This window comes from Streptomyces sp. NPDC101152 (assembly GCF_044768275.1).
GTDB lineage: Bacteria > Actinomycetota > Actinomycetes > Streptomycetales > Streptomycetaceae > Streptomyces.
The window spans coordinates 228,771-250,627 of the sequence record NZ_JBIWPO010000010.1 but is presented as its reverse complement, the minus strand read 5'-3'; the positions used below and the strand labels follow the sequence as shown (position 1 = coordinate 250,627).

Below are 21,857 nucleotides of genomic sequence, written 5' to 3'. Positions count from 1 at the left end.
TCGTGACGACGATGACGCAAGCGTCCGTACGCGAGTTCAAGATGCCGGACGTGGGCGAGGGGCTCACCGAGGCCGAGATCCTCAAGTGGTACGTCCAGCCCGGCGACACGGTCACCGACGGCCAGGTGGTGTGCGAGGTCGAGACGGCGAAGGCGGCCGTCGAACTGCCCATCCCGTACGACGGTGTGGTCCGCGACCTGCACTTCCCCGAGGGCACCACGGTGGATGTCGGCACGCCGATCATCGCTGTGGACGTCTCGGGTGGGGCGGAGCCACCGGCTGAGTCCGCTGCCGAGGCCCCCGTGCCGGCCGAGGAGCAGAAGCCGGAGGGCCGACAGCCGGTGCTCGTCGGCTACGGCGTGGCGACGTCCTCCACCAAGCGCCGCCCACGCAAGGGCCCGGAGGTCGTGGTCTCCCAGGCGTCGACGGCGCTCCAGACGGAGCTGAACGGCCACGGGGCGACGCCGGCCTCCGCGGAGAAGCCCCGCCCGCTGGCCAAGCCGCCGGTGCGCAAGTTGGCCAAGGACCTGGGCGTCGACCTGGCGACGGTCACCCCGTCCGGCCCGGACGGCATCATCACCCGGGAGGACGTCCACGCGGCGGTGGCGCCGCCGCCCCAGACGCCGGAACCGGCGGTGGAGACGCCCTCGGCGCCCGTGGCGACCGCGCCCGTGCCGACGTACGACGCGGGCCGCGAGACCCGCGTCCCGATCAAGGGCGTCCGCAAGGCGACCGCGCAGGCGATGATCGGCTCGGCGTTCACCGCGCCGCACGTCACGGAGTTCGTGACGGTGGACGTGACCCGGACCCTGAAGCTGGTCGAGGAGCTCAAGCAGGACAAGGAGTTCGCGGGTCTGCGCGTGAACCCCCTGCTGCTGACCGCCAAGGCACTGCTGGTCGCCGTCAAGCGCAACCCGGACATCAACGCGTCCTGGGACGAGGCGGCCCAGGAGATCGTCCTCAAGCACTACGTCAACCTGGGCATCGCGGCGGCCACTCCCCGGGGCCTGATCGTCCCGAACATCAAGGACGCCCACGCGAAGACGTTGCCCCAACTCGCCGAGTCCCTGGGCGAACTGGTCTCCACGGCCCGCGAGGGCAGGACGTCCCCGGCCGCCATGCAGGGCGGCACGGTGACCATCACCAACGTCGGCGTCTTCGGCGTCGACACGGGCACGCCGATCCTCAACCCCGGGGAGTCGGCGATCCTCGCGGTCGGCGCGATCAAGCTCCAGCCGTGGGTCCACAAGGGCAAGGTGAAGCCACGTCAGGTGACGACCCTGGCCCTGAGCTTCGACCACCGGCTGGTGGACGGGGAACTGGGCTCCAGGTTCCTGGCGGACGTCGCGGCGATCCTCGAACAGCCGAAGAGGCTGATCAGCTGGGCGTGACGCGCGGTTTGTGAGCCAGCAGGGTCGCGATCCTCCGTCGGCCACCGCCCTCCGGTTCCTGGACCAGGCGGGCGGTGACCACCAGTCCGGCCTCTTCCAGCAGTTCCGCCAGGCGGGCCGGTGGGAGCAGGTGGGTCTCGTAGGAGACCGGGAGCCCGCCGTACGCCCGGGTCGGGCGGAGAGGCGCGCCGCCGTCCCCCGCGTGGCCGGCCAGCATCAGGAGTCCGCCCGGGGCCAGCGCGCGGCGCAACTCGGCGTAGAGGGCGGGGAGGCGGTCCGGAGGAGTGTGATGGGTGGAGTAGTAGGCGAGAATGCCGCCCAGAGCGCCTGTCCGCAGGGGCAGGGCCGTCATCGAGCCCACCGCGAAGGCGACCTCGGGGTTGGCCCGGGCGGCCAGTTCGACCATCTTCGGTGACAGGTCGAGGCCGAACACCGGCACCCCGAGCCTCGCGAGATACGCCGTCACCAGCCCCGGCCCACAGCCGAGGTCCGCCACCGGCCCGGGGCCGTGGTCCCGCACGGTCTCGGCGAACAGGCCGAGCATCGCGCGGGAGAGCGGGTCCAGTTCCGTCGGCGCCCTGACCGTCTCGGCGTAGGCGGCGGCGACGGTGTCGTACGACTGGCGGACCGCGGTGAGGTAGGTGGGCTCGGTCATCCCGCGACTCCAGAGAAGAAGGGCCCCTCGCCTGTCGCGAGGGGCCCCTCCGGACGATTGCCGAGCCGGCGTCAGCCGAGCCTGGCGAAGGCGTAGTTCATGAGCTTCTTCGCGTCCGCCTCGCGGTTCGGGATGGACGTGGAGGACAGCACCGTGCCGATGACCGTCTTGCCGCCCCGGGTCGCGGCGAAGACCAGGCAGTACCCGGCCTCCGGGCCCGAGCCGGTCTTCACGCCGATCGTGCCGCTGTAGCTGCTGAGCAGACCGTTGGTGTTGGTCCACGGGGCCATCGTGCGGATGGAGCCCGTCTTGGTGACCGTCTTCGCCGTGTACGACGTCGTCTTGACGATCGCGCGGAAGTTGGCGTTCTTCATCGCGCTGCTCGCGATTTTCGTCAGGTCGCGCGGCGTCGAGTAGTTGTTGCCGTTGCCGATGCCGTCGAACGAGTCGAAGTGCGTGTTCTTCAGGCCGAGGTCCGTCGCGGCCTTGTTCATCTTGCCGATGAACGACTTCACGCGCGCGTCCCGCGTCGTGCCCGAGCCGTAGGTGTCGGCGAGCGCGTAGGCGGCGTCGCAGCCGGAGGGCAGCATCAGCCCGTACAGCAGCTGACGGACGGTGACCTTGTCGCCGACGATCAGGTGCGCCTGGGAGGCGTTGTTGGCGACGACGTAGTCGCTGTACGCCTTCTGGATCGTGACCTTCTTGTCCAGGTTCAGGTTCGGCTGCGCGAGCACGACCTTCGCGGTCATGATCTTCGTGGTGGAGCCCGTCGAACGCTTCGTGTCCTGCGCCTTGCCGTACAGCGTCGACGCGTTCGCGTTGTTCATGACGTAGCCGCCCTTGGCCACGATGGAGGGCACGGTGACGGCCTGCGCGGGTGCCGCGGCGAAGGCCCCGGCCGCGAGAACGGCGCCGGCGGTGACACTGACCGCGGCGGCTCGGCGGAGGCGGCTGCCCTGGGTGCCGGTGATGGCGGTAATCAACTGATATACCCCGATTATGTTGAAAGCCCCTGATGTGCGGCCGAGTTGGACGGGAAGCGAAAGGGGGCCGCATGTGTGAGACACGTAAATAGCACAGTTGGTTGCACTGTTGCTGGGCGGGGTTTGTGGGACGGGTGATTCGTCCGCATGTGGCGCGTCCGGATGCTGGACCCGATCCCTCATGTGTACGTGTTGTATCTATGCTGTTCGCATGACCAGCCCCGGGACTCTGACCGCCAAGCAACCGCCCGCCGCCGACCGCGTCTACACCCACGTCAAGCAGGGCGTCCTGGAGCGCCGCTACGAGGGCGGGACCCTGCTCACCGAGGGCGAGCTCGCCGAGGCCGTCGGGGTCTCGCGGACCCCGGTGCGCGAGGCCCTGCTGCGGCTCGAGGTGGAGGGGCTGATCAGGCTCTACCCGAAGAAGGGCGCCCTGGTCCTCGCGGTCTCCGCGCAGGAGATCGCGGACGTGGTCGAGACCCGGCTGCTGGTGGAGGAACACGCGGCGAGGAAGGCCGTACCCGCTCCCGCCGGGCTCGTCGAAAGGCTGGAGGAGCTGCTGGCCCGGCAGAAGCAGCAGGCCGCCGCCGGGGACCTGGCCGCCGCCGCGGTCACCGACCGCTGCTTCCACGCCGAGATCGTGCGCAGCGGGGGCAACGAGATCCTCTCCCGCCTCTACGACCAGCTCCGCGACCGGCAGCTGCGGATGGGTGTCGCGATCATGCACTCGCACCCCGACCGGATCGCCAAGACCCTCGCCGAGCACGAGGAGATCCTCGAGGCGCTGCGCTCGGGGGACGCGGAGGCGGCCGTCGGGATCGTCCACCGGCATGTGGGCTGGTTCTCCCACCTGGCCCGGGGGGAGGTCCGATGAGCTCCTCCTCCGTCACCCTGCCGGGCGATCCTCCGGGCGGCCGGCGCGCGATCGCCGTCTGGGGCATCGGCGTCTCGGTGTACTTCGTCGCCGTCATCTTCCGTACGTCGCTGGGAGTGGCCGGTCTGGACGCCGCCGACCGCTTCCATGTGAACGCCTCCGCCCTGTCGACCTTTTCGATCCTGCAGCTGCTGGTGTACGCCGGCATGCAGATACCCGTCGGTCTGCTGGTGGACCGGCTCGGCACCAAGAAGGTGCTGGCCCTGGGCACCGTGCTGTTCACGGCGGGCCAGCTCGGGTTCGCGTTCTCCCCCTCCTACGGCACGGCCCTCGCCTCCCGCGCGCTGCTCGGCTGCGGTGACGCGATGACCTTCATCAGCGTGCTGCGGCTGGGCAGCCGCTGGTTCCCGGTCCGCCGGGGGCCGATGATCGCGCAGCTCGCGGGCCTGGTCGGCATGGCGGGCAACCTGGTCTCCACCCTGGTCCTGGCCCGGCTGCTGCACGGCGTCGGCTGGACGCCCGCCTTCGCGGGCAGCGCGCTCGCCGGAGTCCTCGTCCTGGTCCTGATGCTGCTGTTCCTCAAGGACCACCCCGAGGGCCACGAGCCGGAGCCCTTCCCGCACCAGGGCGCAGCCTACGTACGCCGTCAGATCGTGGCCTCCTGGCGGGAGCCGGGGACGCGCCTCGGCCTGTGGGTGCACTTCACCACCCAGTTCCCGGCGATGGTCTTCCTGCTGCTGTGGGGCCTGCCGTTCCTGGTCCAGGCGCAGGGCCTGTCCCGTGCGGCGGCCGGTGAACTGCTCACCCTGGTCGTCCTGTCCAACATGGTCGTCGGCCTCGTCTACGGCCAGATCGTCGCCCGGCACCACACGGCGCGGCTGCCGCTCGCGCTCGGCACCGTCGGGGCGACGGCCGTGATGTGGGCGGCCACGCTGGCCTGGCCCGGCGCGCACGCGCCGATGTGGCTGCTGGTCGTGCTGTGCACGGTGCTCGGCGCGTGCGGACCGGCGTCGATGATCGGCTTCGACTTCGCGCGGCCGGCCAACCCGCCGGAGCGTCAGGGCACGGCCTCCGGAATCACCAACATGGGCGGTTTCGTCGCCTCGATGACGACGCTGTTCCTGATCGGCGTGCTCCTGGACGCGACCGGCGATGACTACACCGTCGCCTTCTCCTCGGTGTTCGTGCTGCAGGCACTCGGCGTGAGCCAGATCCTGCGACTGCGCCGCCGGGTCGCCCGCCGCGAGCGGGAACGGCTGGTCGCGAGCCGGGTGGAGACGGTGCACGTACCCGCGTGAGGCGGGCGCCCCGCTCCGACCGTCTCCAACTGGCCCAGTCCCTACGGCGTCACCGCGAAGTTCCGCAGGACCGCGCCCGTCAACTCCGGGTCGCCCTCCGCCTTCACCCGGTCCGCCACCGCGTCCGGCGTCACCCGGCCGCAGGCCAGGCGTACGTACGTCTCCCAGTCGAGGGTGAAGGTGGCGGCGGGCCCGAGCGCGGGGACCGTCTCGAGGGTGCCGCGGCCCTGGATGTCCACGCGTATGGTGCGCAGGAACTCCAGCGGGCCGTGCACGTCGAAGACGATCGCCGAACTGCGCGGGGCGTTCGCCCGCTCGGCCACCACGGCGGGCAACTGAGCCAGCAGCATGTCCCGGGCGACGTACGCGCCGGGGGAGTCGAGGTTGCCGGGGCGGCCGAGGGCGGCGCGCAGGTCCTGCTCGTGGACCCACACGTTGAACGCGTGGGCCCGCATGGACTCCTCCAGCGTCAGCTCGGTGCCGAGATGGCCGCGCACCTTGGTGCCCGGGTCGCGCGACTCGTTGCGCAGCTGGCGGTTGCGGCGGATGACCACGTACTCCAGCTCGGAGGTCATCTCCGGCGCCGTGTGGTGGCGGCGGACGTCGACCTGCATCTCCATGTAGCGCTGGTGGTCGTTGGTGACGTGGAAGAGGTCGCGCGGCAGCGTGTGGATGGGGCGCGGGTCGCCGAGCATCTCGCAGTCCAGACCGATGACATGGGAGACCACGTCACGGACCGACCAGCCCGGGCACGGGGTGCGCCGGTTCCACTCTCCCTCCACGAGTGGCTGCACCAGCTCGGATATCGCCTCGATGGAGTGGGTCCAGGCGTCGGCGTAGGGCTGGAGGGTGGGATGCAGACTCACGGAACGGGACCCCTCGGCGGTCGGTACACGGGCGGTGGTGGCGGCGTTGCCAGTGGGAGGTGGCGGCTGCTGTCGGCGGGTGTCTTGGAACGCTAAGTTACGCTGCTGTGAGGCACCCCGGCAGTGCTTTCGTGTGACGATCGTAGGCCCGTGTGAAGGGCTCGAATGCCAGGACGGTGGTAGTGTGCGCGCCTCTCTGCTCCAGATCGATGTGAACGAGGGCGAATCGGTCGAATCGCGTCGGCGTCGGGTGGCCTCACTGGTACGGGAGCAGGCCGGGGCGGATCTCGTCGTGCTGCCCGAGCTGTGGACCACGGGCGCGTTCGCCTACGAGGTCTTCGCCCAGGAGGCCGAGCCGCTGGAGGGGCCGACGTACGAGGCCATGGCGAAGGCCGCGAGCGACGCGGGCGTGTGGCTGCACGCGGGCTCGATCCCCGAGCGGGACCCCGACGGCCCCCTCTACAACACCTCCCTCCTCTTCTCACCGTCCGGCGACCTGGCCGCCGCCTACCGCAAGATCCACCGCTTCGGCTTCGACAAGGGCGAGGCCGTGCTGATGGCCGCCGGGCGCGACCTGGTGACGGTTCGTCTGCCCGACACCACCCTGGGCGTCGCCACCTGCTACGACCTCCGATTCCCCGAACTGTTCCGCTCGCTCGTCGACGCCGGCGCGGAGACCCTCGTCGTCCCGGCGGGCTGGCCGGAACGACGCCGGGCGCACTGGACGCTGCTGGCCCGGGCGCGGGCGGTGGAGAACCAGGCGTTCGTGCTCGCCTGTGGAACGGCCGGGAGCCATGCGGGAGTTCCGCAGGCGGGTCACTCGATCGTGGTGGATCCGTGGGGCGAGGTACTGGCGGAGGCGGGCTCCGGCGAGGAGATCCTCACCGTCGACATCGACCCGGCGAGGGTGGCGACGACCCGCGAGCAGTTCCCGGCCCTCAAGGACCGGGTCCTGGGCCTTGAGCCCCCGCACACGTTCTAGTGCCGCGTCACCAGCTGCCTCAGTCGTCCTCGCGTTCCTTCTCCGCCAGATGGATCACGCACACCGTCACCGCGATCAGCAGCGCCGGGTCCGCGTCGTCGCGGACGACGTCCACGCCGTAGGTCTCCCGGATGTGCAGCCAGCGGCGCGAGATGACGGCGAGCAGCTCACCGTCGTACTCGATGGCGAACTCGCGGTCGAGGATCTTGCCGCTGACGTCGAGTTCGGTGCCGTCGGCGAGGGTCACCCGGTAGTGGTGGCGCAGCAGGGAAAGACGCTTGCGCCTGATCCTGGCGAGGGGCTGGCCGTCCCGTTCGATCACCATGGTGTCGCGCAGGGCGAACATCTTCTGGTGGATGTCGATCAGGACCCGCCCGTGGGTGTCCTTCAGCTCGAAGGTGTCCCTGAGGCGCATCGCCTTGCCGTCGACGAGGTAGACCTTGCCGCCGTGCTCGTCCTCGATCCAGTAGTCCTCGCCGAAGCCGAGGAGCCGGTCGCGTACCTGGAATCTCATGTCCCCACCTCTTCCCTGAGCGCAGGCCCGAAACGCCGCCGGTAGGCCGAGGGGCTGAGCCCGGTCCGGCTGCGCACGCGTGCGCGTAGGTTGGCCGCCGTCCCGAGGCCGCTTCGCGCCGCGACGACGTCCAGCCGTTCCTCCCCGCGCTCGATGAGACGGCACGCGAGGGCGACGCGTTCCCCGGTCAGCCAGCCGAGCGGGGTCGTGCCCAGCTGGGTGCGGAAGCGGCGGTGCAGTGTCGCGGGGGACACCGCCGCCCGGGCCGCCAGGTCCGCGACCGTCAGCGGCTCGCCGAGCCGTTCCTGTGCCCAGGCCAGCAGCGGCCCCAACGACTCGTCGGGCACGTCCGGCACCGGCCGTTCCACGAACTGCCGCTGCCCGCCGTCCCGGTGGGAGGCGAAGACGAGCCGCCGGGAAACGGCGTTCGCCAGCTCCGCCCCGTGGTCGCGACGCCAGATGTGCAGGCCGAGGTCGAGCGCGGCCGCGCTGCCCGACGCCGTGAGCAGATCGCCCTCGTCGACGAAGAGCACGTCCGACTCCAACAGCACCTTGGGATGCAGCTCGCGGAACAGATCCGCCCAGCGCCAGTGCGTTGTCGCCCGCCGCTCGTCCAGCAGCCCGGCCTCCGCGAGCGCGAAGGTCCCGGTGCAGAAGCTGACGACGCGTGCGCCACGCGCGTGCGTGCGGCGGATCGCGTCGAGTACGGCGGCCCCGCGCGGGACGACGTTGTCGGGCCGTCCCGGTACGACGAGGGTGTCCGCGCCGTCCACCGCGTCCAGTCCCGCCACCCCGGTCAGCGTGAAGAACCCGTGGTTCATGCGCACCTCACGCGCGGGCGCGCACACAGTCACCTCGTACAGCGGCCCCGGAAGCCCCAGTTCCGGCCGCGGCAGTCCGAACAGCTCGGTCGCCACACCCACCTCGAAGGGATTGGTGCCCTCGTCGACGATCACCGCGACCCGATGCGGAGCGCGCACAGGCTGCTGCGGCCGCTGAGAGGATCCTTGCGCCATGTGCGATTTCTAGCACTCGCACACCCGCCCGGCCCACCCCCACGATGACCCCATGACCACCGAACCCATCGCCCTGTCCGCCGCCCTCGCATCCTTCACGGACCGCTGGAGCCCGCGCATCGTCACCACCGTCAACGACTACGACGTGCGCGTCGCCAAGGTCGAGGGCGAGCACGTCTGGCACGTCCACGACCACACCGACGAGTTCTTCCTGGTCCTGGACGGGGAACTCCACATCGCCCTGCGCGAACCGTCCGGCGAACGCACGGTCGTCCTCCCGAAGGGCTCGGTCTTCACGGTCCCCCGGGGCACGGAGCACCGGCCGTACGCCCCCGCCCCCACCGAGATCCTCCTGCTCGAACCCAGCGGCACCCTCACGGTCGGCGACCACCACGACGAGATCCCGGACCACGTGGACGCGACCACCGGGCACGCGCTTTCGTGACTGTCAGTGGCAGGTGGCACGCTTGAGCCATGACCGACTCTCCTCCCCGCCGCGTCCGCGTCCGCGCCCCCGAACTCGTGGGCCGGGGCGGCTGGCTGAACACGGGCGACCAGCAGTACACCCTGGCCGACCTGCGCGGACGCATCGTGGTGCTCGACTTCTGGACCTTCTGCTGCGTGAACTGTCTGCACGTTCTCGACGAGCTGCGGGAGCTGGAGGAGAAGCACGCGGACACCGTCGTCGTCATCGGGGTGCACTCGCCGAAGTTCGTGCACGAGGCAGAGCACGCGGCCGTGGTCGACGCCGTGGAGCGCTACGGCGTGGAGCATCCGGTGCTGGACGACCCGGAGCTCGCGACCTGGAAGCAGTACGCGGTGCGGGCCTGGCCGACGCTGGTGGTGATCGACCCCGAGGGGTACGTCGTCGCGCAGCACGCCGGCGAGGGGCATGTGCACGCGATCGAGCGGCTGGTGACGGAGTTGGAGGCCGAGCACGAGGCGAAGGGGACCCTGCGGCGCGGTGACGGTCCCTACGTGGCGCCGGAGCCGGAGCCGACCACCCTGCGCTTCCCGGGCAAGGCGCTCGTCCTGCCGGGCGGCACCTTCCTGGTCAGCGACACCACCCGGCACCAGCTGGTGGAGCTGGAGAGCGACGGGGAGACGGTCGTACGGCGGATCGGCTCCGGTGCCCGCGGGTTCACCGACGGCACCGCCGAGACCGCGTCCTTCAGCGAACCGCAGGGCCTGGCTCTCCTCGACGCCTCCTCGGTCGTCGTCGCCGACACGGTCAACCACGCGCTGCGCCGCCTCGACCTGGCCACCGGCGAGGTCACCACCCTCGCCGGCACCGGCCGCCAGTGGTGGCAGGGCTCGCCCACCTCCGGCCCGGCCCGCGAGACAGACCTGTCCTCCCCCTGGGACGTGGCCGTCTTCGCCGGCAAGGTCTGGATCGCCATGGCCGGCATCCACCAGCTGTGGGCCTACGACCCCGCCGAGCGGACGGTCGCCGTCACGGCCGGCACCACCAACGAGGGACTGGTCGACGGCCCGGGTCCCGAGGCCTGGTTCGCCCAGCCCTCCGGACTCGCCGCCACCGCCGACCGCCTCTGGGTCGCCGACTCCGAGACGTCCGCCCTGCGCTGGGTGGACCTGGACGGCGCCGTCCACACCGCCGTCGGCACGGGCCTGTTCGACTTCGGCCACCGCGACGGCAGCGCGGAACAGGCGCTGCTGCAGCACCCCTTGGGCGTCACCGCGCTCCCGGACGGCTCGGTGGCCGTGAGCGACACCTACAACCACGCCCTGCGCCGCTACGACCCCGCGACCGGCGAGGTCACCACCCTCGCCACCGACCTGCGCGAACCGAGCGACGCCGTCCTGGTCGGCCCCGACCTCGTGGTCGTCGAGTCGGCCCGGCACCGGCTGACCCGGCTGCGCCTGCCGGAGGAGGCGGTACGGGTGGAGTCGGTGGCCCACCGGACCCAGCGCGAGGCCACCGAGGTGGCCCCGGGCAAGCTCCGGCTTGACGTCGTCTTCCAGGCCCCGGCGGGCCAGAAACTGGACACGCGGTACGGCCCGTCGACGCGGCTCCTGGTGTCCTCGACCCCGCCCGGGCTGCTGCTCGCCGGGGGCGGCGCGGACACGGACCTGTTCCGCGTCCTCGAACTCGACCCGGGGATAGCGGAGGGCGTCCTGCACATCTCCGCGATGGCGGCGTCCTGCGACGATGATCCGGCAAACGCCTACCCGGCCTGCCACGTCCACCAACAGGACTGGGGCGTTCCGGTCCGCCTCACCGAAGGCGGGGCGGACCGGCTGCCGTTGGTCCTGGCCGGGATGGACGACTCGGCCGACTGACCGGGACCGCGTTCAGCGACGGCGCGGGCGCGGCGCCAGCTTGAACAGGGCCACCCCGGCGGCCATCAGGGTGGTGGCCGTGACGAGCAGCGCCATGCTGTTCATCCACATTCCGGTGGCGGCCAGCGTGGCGCCGCCGGCGCCGGTCGTCCCGGCGCCGATCACTCTTCCGTACATGTCGTGCTTCTCCTAGCGGGGGTTGGTGCGCGGGGGGTGGGTCAGGGGGGTGTCAGGTGGCCACCCACTTCTCCTCGCTGCGGCGCAACAGCCCCCACAGCGAGGTGAAGTAGACGGCGTGCTGGAAGAGGTCGTAGAGCATCTCGGGCACCATCAGCGCGGCGACCAGCACCGCACGCGCCCCGGCGCGCCGTACGGAGACCGTCTTCTCGACGACGAAGAGGAGGCCGATGGCGGTCCAGAACGGCGAGAGGCCGGGCCAGCCGTAGAGCGTGCTGTAGGTGATCATGTAGGTCAGGTAGACCAGGAAGGACAGCGCGCCGAACCCCATGAGGAACTGCTGCAGGAAGTACCGGGCGGTGACCCGGGTCCAGCCGTAGTCGCGCAGGTTCTCCAGCGCGCCCCGCTGCCAGCGCAGCCGCTGGTGCCACAGTTTGCCCAGGGTCGGCATGACCTCGGTGGTGACCGCGCAGCCGGCCGGTGACATGGCGCGGTACCCGAGCGTCTTGACGGCCTTGGTCATCTCGTCGTCCTCGGTGAGCGAGGCGAGGCTGTAGTAGGCGTTGCCGCCGCCGATCAGACCGCTGCGGCGCGCGGCCCGCACCTCGCGCAGAACCCGCGCTCGGAACATCGTGCCGGTGCCGGTGAGCACCTGGGCCTTGCCGCCGGTGCGTTCCAGCTCCCAGGCGTAGCGGTGGAACTCCATGCGCTGGAGCAGGCCGAGGAAGCCGCCGCCCTCCTCGCCGTAGAAGACGCCGCCGACGGCACCGACCTTGCGGTTGAAGGTGCCGATGGCGGTCTCGCTGAACCAGGGGTCGAGGACGGTGTCGGCGTCCTGCACCAACAGCAGGTCGCGGTCCTCGAGTTGGGGCAGCACCCAGGCGATGGCCTGGTTGAGGGCACCGGCCTTCTTGTGCGTGTTGCCCTGGGTGGCGAAGACCTGAGCGCCGTTCGCGACGGCGATCTCGGCGGTGGCGTCCGTGCAGTTGTCGGCGACGACCACGATCAGGTCGGGGCGCCGGGTCTGCCGCCACAGGCCTTGTACGGCGTCGGCGATGCGGTCCGCCTCGTTGTGCGCCGGAATCAGCGCCACCAGCCGCAGCGGGACGACGAGTTCGTCGGGTGCGGCGTGGGCGCGGCGTGCCGCGTGCCGTCGCGGGTGCCGGGGCACCGCGACGGGTGCCCCGGCGGTCGTCTCCGCCGGGTGGAGCACGGGGAGCCCTCCGGGTGCGCTGAACGGTTCACGCCCGGCACTTCCGACCCCCCGGGCTCTTTCTGTCCCGGAGTCTTCACTATTTTCACACAAGCCAACAAGACGCTTCCGGTCACGGAATGCTCACGCTTGTCGCTTGTTGTCCCCCTACATGCCGTATCCGTCTACAGGCCGTACCCGTCGGAGTATCCGTCGGTACGGCGGTGGCGGACCTCCTCCTCCACGACCGGTGTCGTCGGCGGAACCACGACGCGCCGGCGTCGGGCGATGCCGCTGAAGGTGCTGACGCCGATCAGGCCGACGATCATCAGGATGATCCCGACCAGGTCGAGGTTGACCCCTTGCATGTGCCAGTCGGTCGCGAACGTGAGGATGGCTCCCACGGCGATGAGGATGATGCACCCGCCGAGGCCCATGAGTGTCGCCTCCCTGTCCGGTCGTTGCGGTAGAACCCGTGTACCCGGACGCACATCACCCATGCGCGACGACCCGGTTGACTACCCCTCCAGAAACGCCACCAGCGAGTTCGCCAGCAGATACGGGTCGTCCGCGCCGCACAGTTCCCGGGCGCTGTGCATCGAGAGGAGCGCGACGCCGATGTCGACGGTCTTGATGCCGTGCCGGGCCGCGGTGATCGGGCCGATGGTCGTGCCGCAGGGCATGGAGTTGTTGGAGACGAACGACTGGAAGGGGACGTTCGCTCTCTCGCAGGCGGCGGCGAAGACCGCGCGGCCCGAACCGTCCGTGGCGTAGCGGTTGTTGACGTTGACCTTGAGGATCGGGCCGCCGTTGACCCGCGGGTGGTGCGTCGGGTCGTGCCGTTCGGCGTAGTTGGGGTGCACCGCGTGCCCCGTGTCGGAGGACAGACAGACCGTGCCCGCGAAGGCTCTCGCCCGGTCCTCGAAGGACCCGCCCCGCGCGAACACCGACCGCTCCAGCACGCTCCCGAGCAGCGGCCCGTCCGCACCCGTGTCCGACTGCGAGCCGTTCTCCTCGTGGTCGAACGCGGCGAGGACCGGGATGGAGGCGGGGCCGCCGCCGGAGACCGCCGTCAGCGCGGCCACGCCCGCGTGCACGGACAGCAGGTTGTCCATACGGGGTCCGGCGAGCAGCTCCTTGTCCCGGCCCAGGTAGGCCGGCGGCTCCACGGAGTGGGTCATCAGGTCCCAGCCGGTCACCTCGCCGGCCGGGAGCCCCGCGCTCTCCTCCAGGAAGGCGATCAGATCGCCGTCGCGCACGTCGTTGCCCAGACCCCAGATCGGCAGCATGTGGCGCTGCTTGTCCAGCTTGAGGCCCTCCGCGGACACCGAACGGTCCAGGTGGATGGCGAGTTGCGGCACCCGCAGCAGCGGCCGGTCCACGTTCACCAGCCGCGTCGAGCCGTCCCGCAGGGTGAGCCGACCGGCCAGCCCCAGGTCACGGTCGAGCCAGGAGTTCAGCAGCGGCCCGCCGTAGATCTCCACGGCCACCTGCCGCCAGCCGTGCGCCCCGGTGTCCGGCAGCGGCTTGACCCGCAGGTTCGGGGAGTCGGTGTGCGCGCCGACGATGCGGAACGGCGTGTGGGGCGCCGCGCCCTCGGGGACGTACCAGGCCACGATCGCGCCGCCGCGCAGCACGTACTTGCCGCCGTGCGTCCCGTCCCAGGCGTCCGTCTCCGCGACCTGCCGGAACCCTGCCTTCTCCAGCCGCTCGGCGGCGCTCGCCACCGCGTGGTACGGCGACGGGCTCGCCGTCAGGAAGGACATGAGGTCGTCGGTGTGGCCGCGGTCGAAGCGGGGGGGTTCGCTCATGGGGTTCACCTTAACGACGTACGAGGGCCCACTCCGCGTACAGGGAGCGGGCCCTCGTGAGGGCGATGTGGAATTTTGGCTACCCAGAACCGGGGGCGCCGGAACCCGGAACCGGTCGCACCGCGGCCCGGATCAGGCCGTCCTAGAACGCGGCCTCGTCGAGCTCCATCAGGTCCAGGTCGACGCCCTCGGCGAGCTTGCGCGCGCCGGTGACGCCCGGCAGGACGTTGGCGGCGAAGAACTTCGCGGCCGCGATCTTGCCGGCGTAGAACGCCCGGTCCTTGGCGGAGGCGGTCTCCAGCTTCTCGGCGGCGACGGCGGCACCCTTGAGCAGCAGGTATCCGACGACCACGTCACCGGAGGCGAGCAGCAGACGCGTGGTGTTCAGGCCCACCTTGTAGATGTTCTTGACGTCCTGCTCGGTGGCCGCGAGGTCGGTCAGCATCAGGCCGACGATCGCCTCCAGCTCCACGGCCGCCTTCGCCAGGTGCTCGCGGGCGCCGGCCAGCTCCTCGCCGCCCGTGCCGAGCGCCAGGAACTTCTTGATGTCCTCGGCGAGGGAGTTGAGCGCCACGCCCTGGTTGCGGACGATCTTCCGGAAGAAGAAGTCCTGGCCCTGGATCGCGGTGGTGCCCTCGTAGAGGGTGTCGATCTTGGCGTCCCGGATGTACTGCTCGATCGGGTACTCCTGCAGGAAGCCGGAGCCGCCGAAGGTCTGCAGCGACTGCGCGAGCTGCTCGTAGGCCTTCTCGGAGCCGTAGCCCTTCACGATCGGCAGGAGCAGGTCGTTGAGGGCGTGCTCGGCCTTCGCGTCCTCGCCGGCCGCCTCCTTGACCTGGATCTCGTCCTGGACGGCGGCGGTGTACATCACCAGGGCGCGCATGCCCTCGGCGTACGCCTTCTGCGTCATCAGCGAGCGGCGCACGTCCGGGTGGTGGGTGATGGTGACCTTGGGCGCCGTCTTGTCCATGAAGTTGGCGAGGTCCGGGCCCTGGACGCGCTCCTTGGCGTACTCCAGCGCGTTCAGGTAGCCGGTGGACAGCGTGGAGATCGCCTTCGTGCCGACCATCATGCGGGCGAACTCGATGATGCGGAACATCTGGCGGATGCCGTCGTGCCGGTCGCCGATCAGCCAGCCCTTCGCCGGGTGCTGGTCGCCGAAGGTCATCTCGCAGGTGTTGGACGCCTTCAGGCCCATCTTGTGCTCGACGTTCGTGGCGTAGACGCCGTTGCGCTCGCCCAGCTCGCCGGTCTCGAAGTCGAAGAGGTACTTCGGGACGAGGAAGAGGGACAGGCCCTTGGTGCCGGGGCCGGCGCCCTCGGGACGCGCGAGCACGTAGTGGAGGATGTTCTCCGACATGTCGTGCTCACCCGAGGTGATGAAGCGCTTGACGCCCTCGATGTGCCAGGAGCCGTCCTCCTGCTGCACGGCCTTGGTGCGGCCGGCGCCCACGTCCGAGCCGGCGTCCGGCTCGGTGAGGACCATGGTGGAGCCCCACTGCTTCTCGACGGCGATCTTCGCTATGTGCTTCTGCGTCTCGTTGCCCTCGTCGAAGAGGATGCCCGCGAAGGCCGGGCCGGAGGAGTACATCCACACGGCCGGGTTGGCGCCGAGGATCAGCTCCGCGTACGCCCAGATCAGGGAGCGGGGCGAGGTGGTGCCGCCGATCTCCTCGGGCAGGCCCAGGCGCCAGTACTCGGAGTCCATGAAGGCCTGGTAGCTCTTCTTGAAGGACGCCGGGACCGGCGCGGTGTTCGTCTCCGGGTCGAAGACCGGCGGGTTGCGGTCGGCGTCCTCGAAGGACTCGGCCAGCTCGTTCTCCGAGAGGCGGGTCAGCTCCTCGAGGATGCTCTTCGCGGTCTCGACGTCCATCTCCTCGAACGGGCCGGTGCCGTACAGCTTGTCGCGGCCGAGTACCTCGAAGAGGTTGAACTCGATGTCGCGGAGATTCGACTTGTAGTGCCCCATGGCGACGGCTCCGTAAGAGAGATCGGCGAGGCAACGGTGGACCCTCGCGCTAGTTCACGTACCAACAAGTGACTCCGATGATGCTACCCGCCGGTAATAAGAAGCAACCCCGATCCGGTCATCTGTGACCGAGCCCTCGTGCGGGGTCAGTACTCTTTGTCGCATGTACGGCTACGACCAGAACGTTGGCGCCCAGCAGCAGTACGGCGTCCCGCCGCAGCAGGGAATGCCGGGCGGGTACGGCCAGCAGCCGCCGCTGTACCCCGAGCCGTCCCCGCCGTCCCTCGCGGACGCGGTGCGCGCCTTCACCACCGGGCAGATGTCGGCCGAGGACTTCCAGCAGGTCTTCGCCACCTCCAAGGTCTACTGCCCGCGAGGCGACAACCCCGGGTTCCTCGCCCTGCACAACACCCAGCAGCCGGTGATCCCGATGTTCACCTCGCTCAAGGAGCTGCGCCGGTACGCGGGCAAGGAGTCGAAGTACTTCGTGATCACGGGCGCCGAGGTCATCGACCTGCTGCCCACCGGGTACGGCTTCGTCCTCGACATGGAGGGCGAGCACCGGATGGTCTTCGACGCCAAGGCCGTCGAACAGATGGTCGACTTCGCGATGCGAAGAATGTACGGCTGAACCGCCCCCGCACCCGGGAGCCCGGAGGGAATGCCCTCCGGGCTCTCTGTGTTGTGGGGTGGCAGAAAGTTCAACGCTCAACTAAACTGGCCGCACAAGGAGGTACCGACATGCCTGCAGTGACCGTCGAGAACCCGCTGACGCTGCCGCGCGTGGCCGCCCCGGCCGACGCCGTGGCCCGTCCCGTACTCGCCGTCACGACCGCGCCGAGCGGTTTCGAGGGCGAGGGCTTCCCGGTGCGCCGGGCGTTCGCCGGGATCAACTACCGCCACCTCGACCCGTTCATCATGATGGACCAGATGGGTGAGGTGGACTACGCGCCCGGAGAGCCCAAGGGCACCCCCTGGCATCCGCACCGCGGCTTCGAGACCGTCACCTACATCATCGACGGCATCTTCGACCACCAGGACTCGCAGGGCGGTGGCGGCACCATCACCAACGGCGACACCCAGTGGATGACGGCCGGCTCCGGTCTGCTGCACATCGAGGCGCCGCCGGAGCACCTCGTCATGTCGGGCGGTCTCTTCCACGGCCTGCAGCTGTGGGTGAACCTGCCGGCCAAGGACAAGATGATGGCGCCGCGCTACCAGGACATCCGCGGCGGCAGCGTCCAGCTGCTGACCTCCCCCGACGGCGGTTCGCTCCTTCGGGTGATCGCCGGTGAACTGGACGGCCACGCGGGCCCCGGCATCACCCACACCCCGATCACGATGATCCACGCGACGCTCGCGCCGGGCGCGGAGATCACGCTGCCCTGGCGTGAGGACTTCAACGGCCTGGCGTACGTGCTGGCGGGCAAGGGCAGCGTCGGTGCCGAGCGGCGCCCGGTCCACCTGGGCCAGACCGCGGTGTTCGGCGCGGGGTCGTCCCTGACGGTCCGCGCGGACGAGAAGCAGGACAGCCACACGCCGGACCTGGAGGTCGTCCTGCTCGGCGGCCGGCCGATCCGCGAGCCGATGGCCCACTACGGCCCGTTCGTCATGAACACCCGTGAGGAACTCCAGCAGGCGTTCGACGACTTCCAGAAGGGCCGCCTCGGCACCATCCCGGCGGTCCACGGAATGTCCGAGAGCGGCCCGCAGTAGGCCTGTCGTTTCGTGCGAACTGGTCTACCCGTCCTCGTACAGCTCGAACCAGATGCTCTTGCCCTCCCCCCGGGGGTCCACCCCCCAGGACTGGGCGAGGAGTTCGATGAGGACCAGGCCGCGGCCCGAAGAGGCCAGTTCGCCGGGGCGGCGTTTGTGGGGGAGGTCGTCGCTGGTGTCGGTGACCTCGACGTGCATGCGGCGGTTGCCCGGGGTGCCGCGTACCTCGGCCTGCATCAGGGCGTCCGCGTCCGTGTGGACCAGGACGTTCGTCAGCATCTCGGACAGGAGCAGGACCGCCGAGTCGACCTGGTCCTGCGATGACCAGTCGTGCAGGAGTTCGCGCAGGTGCTGCCGGGCCACCCCGACGCGCTCGGGTTCGGCCTGCGCGACGGAGAGCATCGTGCGGCGGACCATGGGCGGCGCGGTGAGCGGGTCGTCGCGGCCGGGGCCCTCCCCCGGGCGGCACAGCAGCATCACCGCTATGTCGTCCTCGCGCCGGTCGGCCAGCGGGCCGGTGGTGTGGTGCGAGGAGGGACCGTGGACACCCTGGACCAGCGCGTCGGCGAGTTCCTCCAGGTCGCCCTTGTGGTCCTCGAGGATCGCGCGGATACGCTGCCAGCCGCTCTCCAGGTCGTGGCCGCCGGTCTCGATCAGCCCGTCGGTGCACACCAGCATGGTCTCGCCGGGTTCCAGGGTGATGCGGGTGGTGGGGTAGTCGGCGTCCGGGTCGATGCCGAGCGGAAGGCCGCCGGCCGTGGGGCGCGTGAGGACCGTGCCGTCCGCCATCCGGATCGCCGGGTCGGGATGGCCGGCCCGCGCGATGTCGAGGATGCCGGTCGCCGGATCCGCCTCGACGTACAGGCAGGTCGCGAAGCGCAGGTCGGGAGACTCCGGGTCGCCGTCCGCCATGCCGTGCAGGAAGCGGGAGGCGCGGGAGAGGACGGCGTCGGGGCGGTGGCCCTCGGAGGCGTAGGCGCGCAGGGCGATCCGGAGCTGGCCCATCAGGCCGGCCGCGCGGACGTCGTGCCCCTGCACGTCGCCGATGACGAAGGCGATCCGGCCGCCGCCGGGCAGCGGGATCATGTCGTACCAGTCGCCGCCGACCTGGAGTCCGCCGCCGGTGGGGACGTAGCGGGCGGCGACGCTCATGCCCGGTATCTGGGGGCCCAGCGTGGGCAGCATGGAGCGCTGGAGGCCGTCGGTCAGGGCGCGCTCGGTCTCGGCTGCGCCGGCCCGGGAGAGGGCCTGGGCGAGCATCCGGGCGACGGTGGTCAGGACCGAGCGCTCGTCGGGGGTGAAGGCGACCGGGTAGGCGAAAGAGGCCATCCAGGCGCCCATGGTGCGGCCGGCCACCGTGAGGGGGAGGAAGGCCCAGGACTGGCGGCCGAAGCTCTCCACCAGCTGCCACATCACCGGGTAGCGGGTCTTGTAGTCCGTGGGAGTGGAGAGGTAGACGGCACGGCCGGTCCGTATGACCTCGGCGGCCGGGTAGTCCGTGTCCAGGGGCATGGGGGAGAACGGGTCGCCGTCTCCGGGCTGGTAGCCGTGCAGGCCGACGATGGTCAGCCGGTCGCCCTCGACACCGAACACCGCGAGCCCGTCCGGTGAGAACCCCGGCATGGACAGGCCCGCCGCGACCCGCAGCACCTCCTCCGTCGAGCGCGCCTCGGCCAGCGCCCGGCCCGCGTCCAGCAGGAAGGCCTCCCGGGAGCGCCGCCAGTCGCCCATGACGGCGCTGCGCCCGGCGGGCGTGCCGGGCGTCGGTTCGGTGACCTCCTGGAGGGTGCCGATCAGCTGGAAGGCCTGTCTGTCCTTGTCGTACGACGGCTTCGAGCGGGAGCGGACGACGCGGATCACCCGGCCGTGCTCGTCCATGATCCGGATGCGGACCTCGGCGAGGGTGCGCTCGGCGACGGCGAGGCCGACGACGCTGATGATCTCGTTCCAGTCGACCGGGTGCAGCCGGGCCCTGGCCTGTGCCTCCGTGAGGGTGGTCTGGAGGGCGGGCAGACCGAGCAGCCGTGCCGCCTCGGAGTCGACCGTGACCAGCTCGGTGGCGGTGTCCCAGTGCCACAGACCGGTCGCGAGGGTGGCGAGGACCTCCCCCACGGGCGGCAGCGGCTCGCCAGTGCGCATTGACCCACTTTATGGAAAGGAGATCGGCGGATGCCACCGAAGCGCCCCGGATCAATGCGGGGGAACCGATCTTGGGTCGGCCGGTACCCTGGGGAGGTCCGGGCACCATGGCCCGTTCCCGTCGAGGAGAGCACCTCGGCACACCACCAACGAAGAGGAACACCCGACCATGCATCGGTACAGGTCCCACACCTGCGGCGAGCTCCGCGCCTCTGACGTCGGCACCGACGTCCGGCTGAGCGGCTGGCTGCACAATCGGCGCGACCTGGGCGGCATCCTCTTCATCGATCTGCGCGACCACTACGGCATCACGCAGCTCGTCGCCCGCCCGGGCACCCCGGCCTACGAGGCCCTCGACAAGGTCACGAAGGAATCCACGGTCCGTGTAGACGGCACGGTTGTTTCACGTGGAACCGAGAACGTGAACCCGGACCTGCCGACCGGCGAGGTCGAGGTCGAGGTCCGCGAGGTCGAGCTGCTCGGCGCCGCCGCCCCGCTCCCCTTCACCATCAACACCGAGGACGGGGTGAACGAGGAGCGGCGCCTGGAGTACCGCTTCCTGGACCTGCGCCGCGAGCGCATGCACAAGAACATCATGCTGCGCACGGCGGTCATCTCGGCGATCCGGCACAAGATGACGGCGCTCGGCTTCAACGAGATGGCGACGCCGATCCTGTCGGCGACCTCCCCCGAGGGCGCCCGCGACTTCGTCGTGCCCTCCCGCCTGAACCCGGGCAAGTTCTACGCCCTGCCACAGGCGCCGCAGCAGTTCAAGCAGCTGCTGATGATCTCCGGCTTCGACCGCTACTTCCAGATCGCGCCCTGCTTCCGCGACGAGGACGCCCGCGCCGACCGTTCGCCGGGCGAGTTCTACCAGCTCGACGTCGAGATGAGCTTCGTCGAGCAGGAGGACGTCTTCCAGCCGATCGAGCAGCTGATGACCGAGCTGTTCGAGGAGTTCGGCGGCGGCCGCCACGTCACCTCCCCCTTCCCACGGATCCCGTTCCGCGAGGCGATGCTCAAGTACGGCTCCGACAAGCCGGACCTGCGGGCCCAGCTGGAGCTCGTCGACATCACCGACGTCTTCGAGGCCTCGGAGTTCAAGGCGTTCGCCGGCAAGCACGTGCGGGCGCTGCCCGTCCCGGCCGTCCAGGACCAGCCGCGCAAGTTCTTCGACCAGCTCGGCGACTTCGCCGTCTCGCTGGGCGCCAAGGGCCTGGCCTGGGTGCGGGTCGCCGAGGACGGCTCCCTCACCGGCCCGATCGCGAAGTTCCTCACCGAGGAGAACGTCGCGGAGCTGACCAAGCGGCTCTCGCTGGCCGCCGGGCACGCCGTGTTCTTCGGCGCCGGCGAGTTCGACGAGGTCTCCAAGATCATGGGCGCGGTCCGCGTCGAGGCCGCCAAGCGCGCCGGGCACTTCGAGGAGAACGTCTTCCGCTTCTGCTGGATCGTCGACTTCCCGATGTACGAGAAGGACGAGGACACCGGCGCGATCGACTTCTCGCACAACCCCTTCTCCATGCCGCAGGGCGGCCTGGAGGCCCTGGAGACCCAGGACCCGCTGGACATCCTGGGCTGGCAGTACGACATCGTGTGCAACGGCGTCGAGCTGTCCTCCGGCGCGATCCGCAACCACGAGCCGGACATCATGCTCAAGGCCTTCGAGATCGCCGGCTACGACCGGGAGACCGTCGAGGAGAAGTTCGCGGGCATGCTGCGCGCCTTCCGCTTCGGCGCCCCGCCGCACGGTGGCATCGCCCCCGGCGTCGACCGCATCGTCATGCTGCTGGCCGACGAGCCCAACATCCGCGAGACGATCTCCTTCCCGCTCAACGGCAACGCCCAGGACCTGATGATGGGCGCGCCGACGGAGCTGGAGGAGGCGCGGCTGAGGGAACTGCACCTGTCGGTGCGCAAGCCGCAGCCGAAGTAACCCCCCAGCAGACCCGCAGCACATCCGAAGGGCTCGAAAC

General features: G+C 70.4%; 20 protein-coding genes. 9 read left to right on the top strand and 11 right to left on the bottom strand.

All coding sequences use genetic code 11. The features are described 5' to 3' along the window. The first annotated feature begins 2 nt into the window (after positions 1 to 2). The gene (locus ACIRVK_RS16780; RefSeq protein WP_404247546.1) at positions 3 to 1,391 is read left to right on the top strand and encodes a dihydrolipoamide acetyltransferase family protein; all 1,389 of its coding nucleotides are present in this window, start codon (positions 3 to 5) and stop codon (positions 1,389 to 1,391) included. Here the strand turns inward: ACIRVK_RS16780 and ACIRVK_RS16775 are convergent. Both ACIRVK_RS16775 and ACIRVK_RS16770 read right to left on the bottom strand, forming a co-directional pair. Beyond that, the gene (locus tag ACIRVK_RS16775) at positions 1,378 to 2,046 is read right to left on the bottom strand and encodes a class I SAM-dependent methyltransferase (protein WP_404247542.1); all 669 of its coding nucleotides are present in this window, start codon (positions 2,044 to 2,046) and stop codon (positions 1,378 to 1,380) included. The genes ACIRVK_RS16780 and ACIRVK_RS16775 overlap by 14 nt on opposite strands. Before the next feature lie 71 nt (positions 2,047 to 2,117). Beyond that, positions 2,118 to 3,029, bottom strand: coding sequence for a D-alanyl-D-alanine carboxypeptidase family protein (locus ACIRVK_RS16770; RefSeq protein ID WP_404247540.1), 912 nt, complete (start codon positions 3,027 to 3,029; stop codon positions 2,118 to 2,120). 211 nt (positions 3,030 to 3,240) lie between these two features. On the opposite strand from ACIRVK_RS16770, the gene ACIRVK_RS16765 reads away from it, so the two are divergent. Together ACIRVK_RS16765 and ACIRVK_RS16760 are read left to right on the top strand one after the other, a co-directional pair. Beyond that, complete coding sequence (locus ACIRVK_RS16765) at positions 3,241 to 3,903, top strand: GntR family transcriptional regulator (protein WP_404247538.1); 663 nt, start codon at positions 3,241 to 3,243, stop codon at positions 3,901 to 3,903. Continuing rightward, the gene (locus ACIRVK_RS16760; protein WP_404247536.1) at positions 3,900 to 5,201 is read left to right on the top strand and encodes a nitrate/nitrite transporter; all 1,302 of its coding nucleotides are present in this window, start codon (positions 3,900 to 3,902) and stop codon (positions 5,199 to 5,201) included. Before ACIRVK_RS16765 ends, ACIRVK_RS16760 begins: the two co-directional genes overlap by 4 nt. A 41-nt stretch (positions 5,202 to 5,242) precedes the next feature. Here ACIRVK_RS16760 and ACIRVK_RS16755 read toward each other — a convergent pair whose 3' ends face one another. Continuing rightward, positions 5,243 to 6,067 carry a maleylpyruvate isomerase family mycothiol-dependent enzyme gene (locus ACIRVK_RS16755; RefSeq protein ID WP_404247534.1) on the bottom strand — a complete coding sequence of 275 codons (825 nt, stop codon included), beginning with the start codon at positions 6,065 to 6,067 and terminating at the stop codon, positions 5,243 to 5,245. A 184-nt stretch (positions 6,068 to 6,251) separates the two neighbouring features. On the opposite strand from ACIRVK_RS16755, the gene ACIRVK_RS16750 reads away from it, so the two are divergent. Then, positions 6,252 to 7,049 carry a carbon-nitrogen family hydrolase gene (locus tag ACIRVK_RS16750; protein ID WP_404247532.1) on the top strand — a complete coding sequence of 266 codons (798 nt, stop codon included), beginning with the start codon at positions 6,252 to 6,254 and terminating at the stop codon, positions 7,047 to 7,049. A gap of 19 nt (positions 7,050 to 7,068) precedes the next feature. Here the strand turns inward: ACIRVK_RS16750 and ACIRVK_RS16745 are convergent, their stop codons facing one another. Next, positions 7,069 to 7,563, bottom strand: coding sequence for an LURP-one-related/scramblase family protein (locus tag ACIRVK_RS16745; RefSeq protein WP_404247530.1), 495 nt, complete (start codon positions 7,561 to 7,563; stop codon positions 7,069 to 7,071). Beyond that, positions 7,560 to 8,579, bottom strand: coding sequence for a GlxA family transcriptional regulator (locus ACIRVK_RS16740; RefSeq protein WP_404247528.1), 1,020 nt, complete (start codon positions 8,577 to 8,579; stop codon positions 7,560 to 7,562). Before ACIRVK_RS16740 ends, ACIRVK_RS16745 begins: the two co-directional genes overlap by 4 nt. Before the next feature lie 52 nt (positions 8,580 to 8,631). Here ACIRVK_RS16740 and ACIRVK_RS16735 point away from each other — a divergent pair, with 52 nt between their 5' ends. Then, positions 8,632 to 9,024, top strand: coding sequence for a cupin domain-containing protein (locus tag ACIRVK_RS16735; RefSeq protein WP_404247526.1), 393 nt, complete (start codon positions 8,632 to 8,634; stop codon positions 9,022 to 9,024). A gap of 29 nt (positions 9,025 to 9,053) precedes the next feature. Then, positions 9,054 to 10,880 (top strand): NHL domain-containing thioredoxin family protein, encoded by a 1,827-nt coding sequence (locus tag ACIRVK_RS16730; RefSeq protein ID WP_404247524.1) that lies wholly within the window; start codon positions 9,054 to 9,056, stop codon positions 10,878 to 10,880. Positions 10,881 to 10,892: 12 nt separating this feature from the next. Here ACIRVK_RS16730 and ACIRVK_RS16725 read toward each other — a convergent pair whose 3' ends face one another. The 5 genes from ACIRVK_RS16725 to ACIRVK_RS16705 form a co-directional block, all read right to left on the bottom strand. Beyond that, complete coding sequence (locus ACIRVK_RS16725; protein ID WP_165954846.1) at positions 10,893 to 11,057, bottom strand: hypothetical protein; 165 nt, start codon at positions 11,055 to 11,057, stop codon at positions 10,893 to 10,895. Positions 11,058 to 11,109: 52 nt separating this feature from the next. After that, positions 11,110 to 12,270: a glycosyltransferase gene (locus ACIRVK_RS16720; protein WP_404247522.1), complete on the bottom strand. Its 1,161-nt coding sequence runs from the start codon at positions 12,268 to 12,270 to the stop codon at positions 11,110 to 11,112. Positions 12,271 to 12,434: 164 nt separating this feature from the next. Beyond that, on the bottom strand, positions 12,435 to 12,686 hold the full coding sequence (locus ACIRVK_RS16715) for a DUF6458 family protein (RefSeq protein ID WP_404247520.1): 252 nt from the start codon (positions 12,684 to 12,686) through the stop codon (positions 12,435 to 12,437). Between the two features lie 81 nt (positions 12,687 to 12,767). Continuing rightward, positions 12,768 to 14,060 carry a M18 family aminopeptidase gene (locus ACIRVK_RS16710; protein WP_404247518.1) on the bottom strand — a complete coding sequence of 431 codons (1,293 nt, stop codon included), beginning with the start codon at positions 14,058 to 14,060 and terminating at the stop codon, positions 12,768 to 12,770. 142 nt (positions 14,061 to 14,202) lie between these two features. Further along, the gene (locus tag ACIRVK_RS16705) at positions 14,203 to 16,029 is read right to left on the bottom strand and encodes an acyl-CoA dehydrogenase (RefSeq protein ID WP_404247516.1); all 1,827 of its coding nucleotides are present in this window, start codon (positions 16,027 to 16,029) and stop codon (positions 14,203 to 14,205) included. A 163-nt stretch (positions 16,030 to 16,192) separates the two neighbouring features. Here ACIRVK_RS16705 and ACIRVK_RS16700 point away from each other — a divergent pair, with 163 nt between their 5' ends. Beyond that, positions 16,193 to 16,660 carry an SseB family protein gene (locus ACIRVK_RS16700; protein ID WP_404247514.1) on the top strand — a complete coding sequence of 156 codons (468 nt, stop codon included), beginning with the start codon at positions 16,193 to 16,195 and terminating at the stop codon, positions 16,658 to 16,660. A gap of 110 nt (positions 16,661 to 16,770) precedes the next feature. Further along, a complete protein-coding gene (locus ACIRVK_RS16695) occupies positions 16,771 to 17,745 on the top strand; it encodes a pirin family protein (RefSeq protein WP_404247512.1) in 975 nt (324 codons plus the stop codon). A gap of 24 nt (positions 17,746 to 17,769) precedes the next feature. Here ACIRVK_RS16695 and ACIRVK_RS16690 read toward each other — a convergent pair whose 3' ends face one another. Further along, positions 17,770 to 19,884 carry a SpoIIE family protein phosphatase gene (locus ACIRVK_RS16690; protein WP_404247510.1) on the bottom strand — a complete coding sequence of 705 codons (2,115 nt, stop codon included), beginning with the start codon at positions 19,882 to 19,884 and terminating at the stop codon, positions 17,770 to 17,772. Positions 19,885 to 20,053: 169 nt separating this feature from the next. Between ACIRVK_RS16690 and aspS the strand changes: the two genes are divergently transcribed. Beyond that, a complete protein-coding gene (aspS, locus tag ACIRVK_RS16685; protein ID WP_404247508.1) occupies positions 20,054 to 21,817 on the top strand; it encodes an aspartate--tRNA ligase in 1,764 nt (587 codons plus the stop codon). Positions 21,818 to 21,857: the final 40 nt, after the last annotated feature.

What these genes read in the sequence shown, in the direction of transcription:
- ACIRVK_RS16775 (WP_404247542.1), bottom strand. Translation starts at nt 2,046, where the DNA reads ATGACCGAGCCCACCTACCTCACCGCGGTCCGCCAGTCGTACGACACC.
- ACIRVK_RS16765 (WP_404247538.1), top strand. Translation starts at nt 3,241, where the DNA reads ATGACCAGCCCCGGGACTCTGACCGCCAAGCAACCGCCCGCCGCCGAC.
- ACIRVK_RS16760 (WP_404247536.1), top strand. Translation starts at nt 3,900, where the DNA reads ATGAGCTCCTCCTCCGTCACCCTGCCGGGCGATCCTCCGGGCGGCCGG.
- ACIRVK_RS16745 (WP_404247530.1), bottom strand. Translation starts at nt 7,563, where the DNA reads ATGAGATTCCAGGTACGCGACCGGCTCCTCGGCTTCGGCGAGGACTAC.
- ACIRVK_RS16740 (WP_404247528.1), bottom strand. Translation starts at nt 8,579, where the DNA reads ATGGCGCAAGGATCCTCTCAGCGGCCGCAGCAGCCTGTGCGCGCTCCG.
- ACIRVK_RS16735 (WP_404247526.1), top strand. Translation starts at nt 8,632, where the DNA reads ATGACCACCGAACCCATCGCCCTGTCCGCCGCCCTCGCATCCTTCACG.
- ACIRVK_RS16730 (WP_404247524.1), top strand. Translation starts at nt 9,054, where the DNA reads ATGACCGACTCTCCTCCCCGCCGCGTCCGCGTCCGCGCCCCCGAACTC.
- ACIRVK_RS16725 (WP_165954846.1), bottom strand. Translation starts at nt 11,057, where the DNA reads ATGTACGGAAGAGTGATCGGCGCCGGGACGACCGGCGCCGGCGGCGCC.
- ACIRVK_RS16715 (WP_404247520.1), bottom strand. Translation starts at nt 12,686, where the DNA reads ATGGGCCTCGGCGGGTGCATCATCCTCATCGCCGTGGGAGCCATCCTC.
- ACIRVK_RS16710 (WP_404247518.1), bottom strand. Translation starts at nt 14,060, where the DNA reads ATGAGCGAACCCCCCCGCTTCGACCGCGGCCACACCGACGACCTCATG.
- ACIRVK_RS16705 (WP_404247516.1), bottom strand. Translation starts at nt 16,029, where the DNA reads ATGGGGCACTACAAGTCGAATCTCCGCGACATCGAGTTCAACCTCTTC.
- ACIRVK_RS16700 (WP_404247514.1), top strand. Translation starts at nt 16,193, where the DNA reads ATGTACGGCTACGACCAGAACGTTGGCGCCCAGCAGCAGTACGGCGTC.
- ACIRVK_RS16695 (WP_404247512.1), top strand. Translation starts at nt 16,771, where the DNA reads ATGCCTGCAGTGACCGTCGAGAACCCGCTGACGCTGCCGCGCGTGGCC.
- ACIRVK_RS16690 (WP_404247510.1), bottom strand. Translation starts at nt 19,884, where the DNA reads ATGCGCACTGGCGAGCCGCTGCCGCCCGTGGGGGAGGTCCTCGCCACC.
- aspS (WP_404247508.1), top strand. Translation starts at nt 20,054, where the DNA reads ATGCATCGGTACAGGTCCCACACCTGCGGCGAGCTCCGCGCCTCTGAC.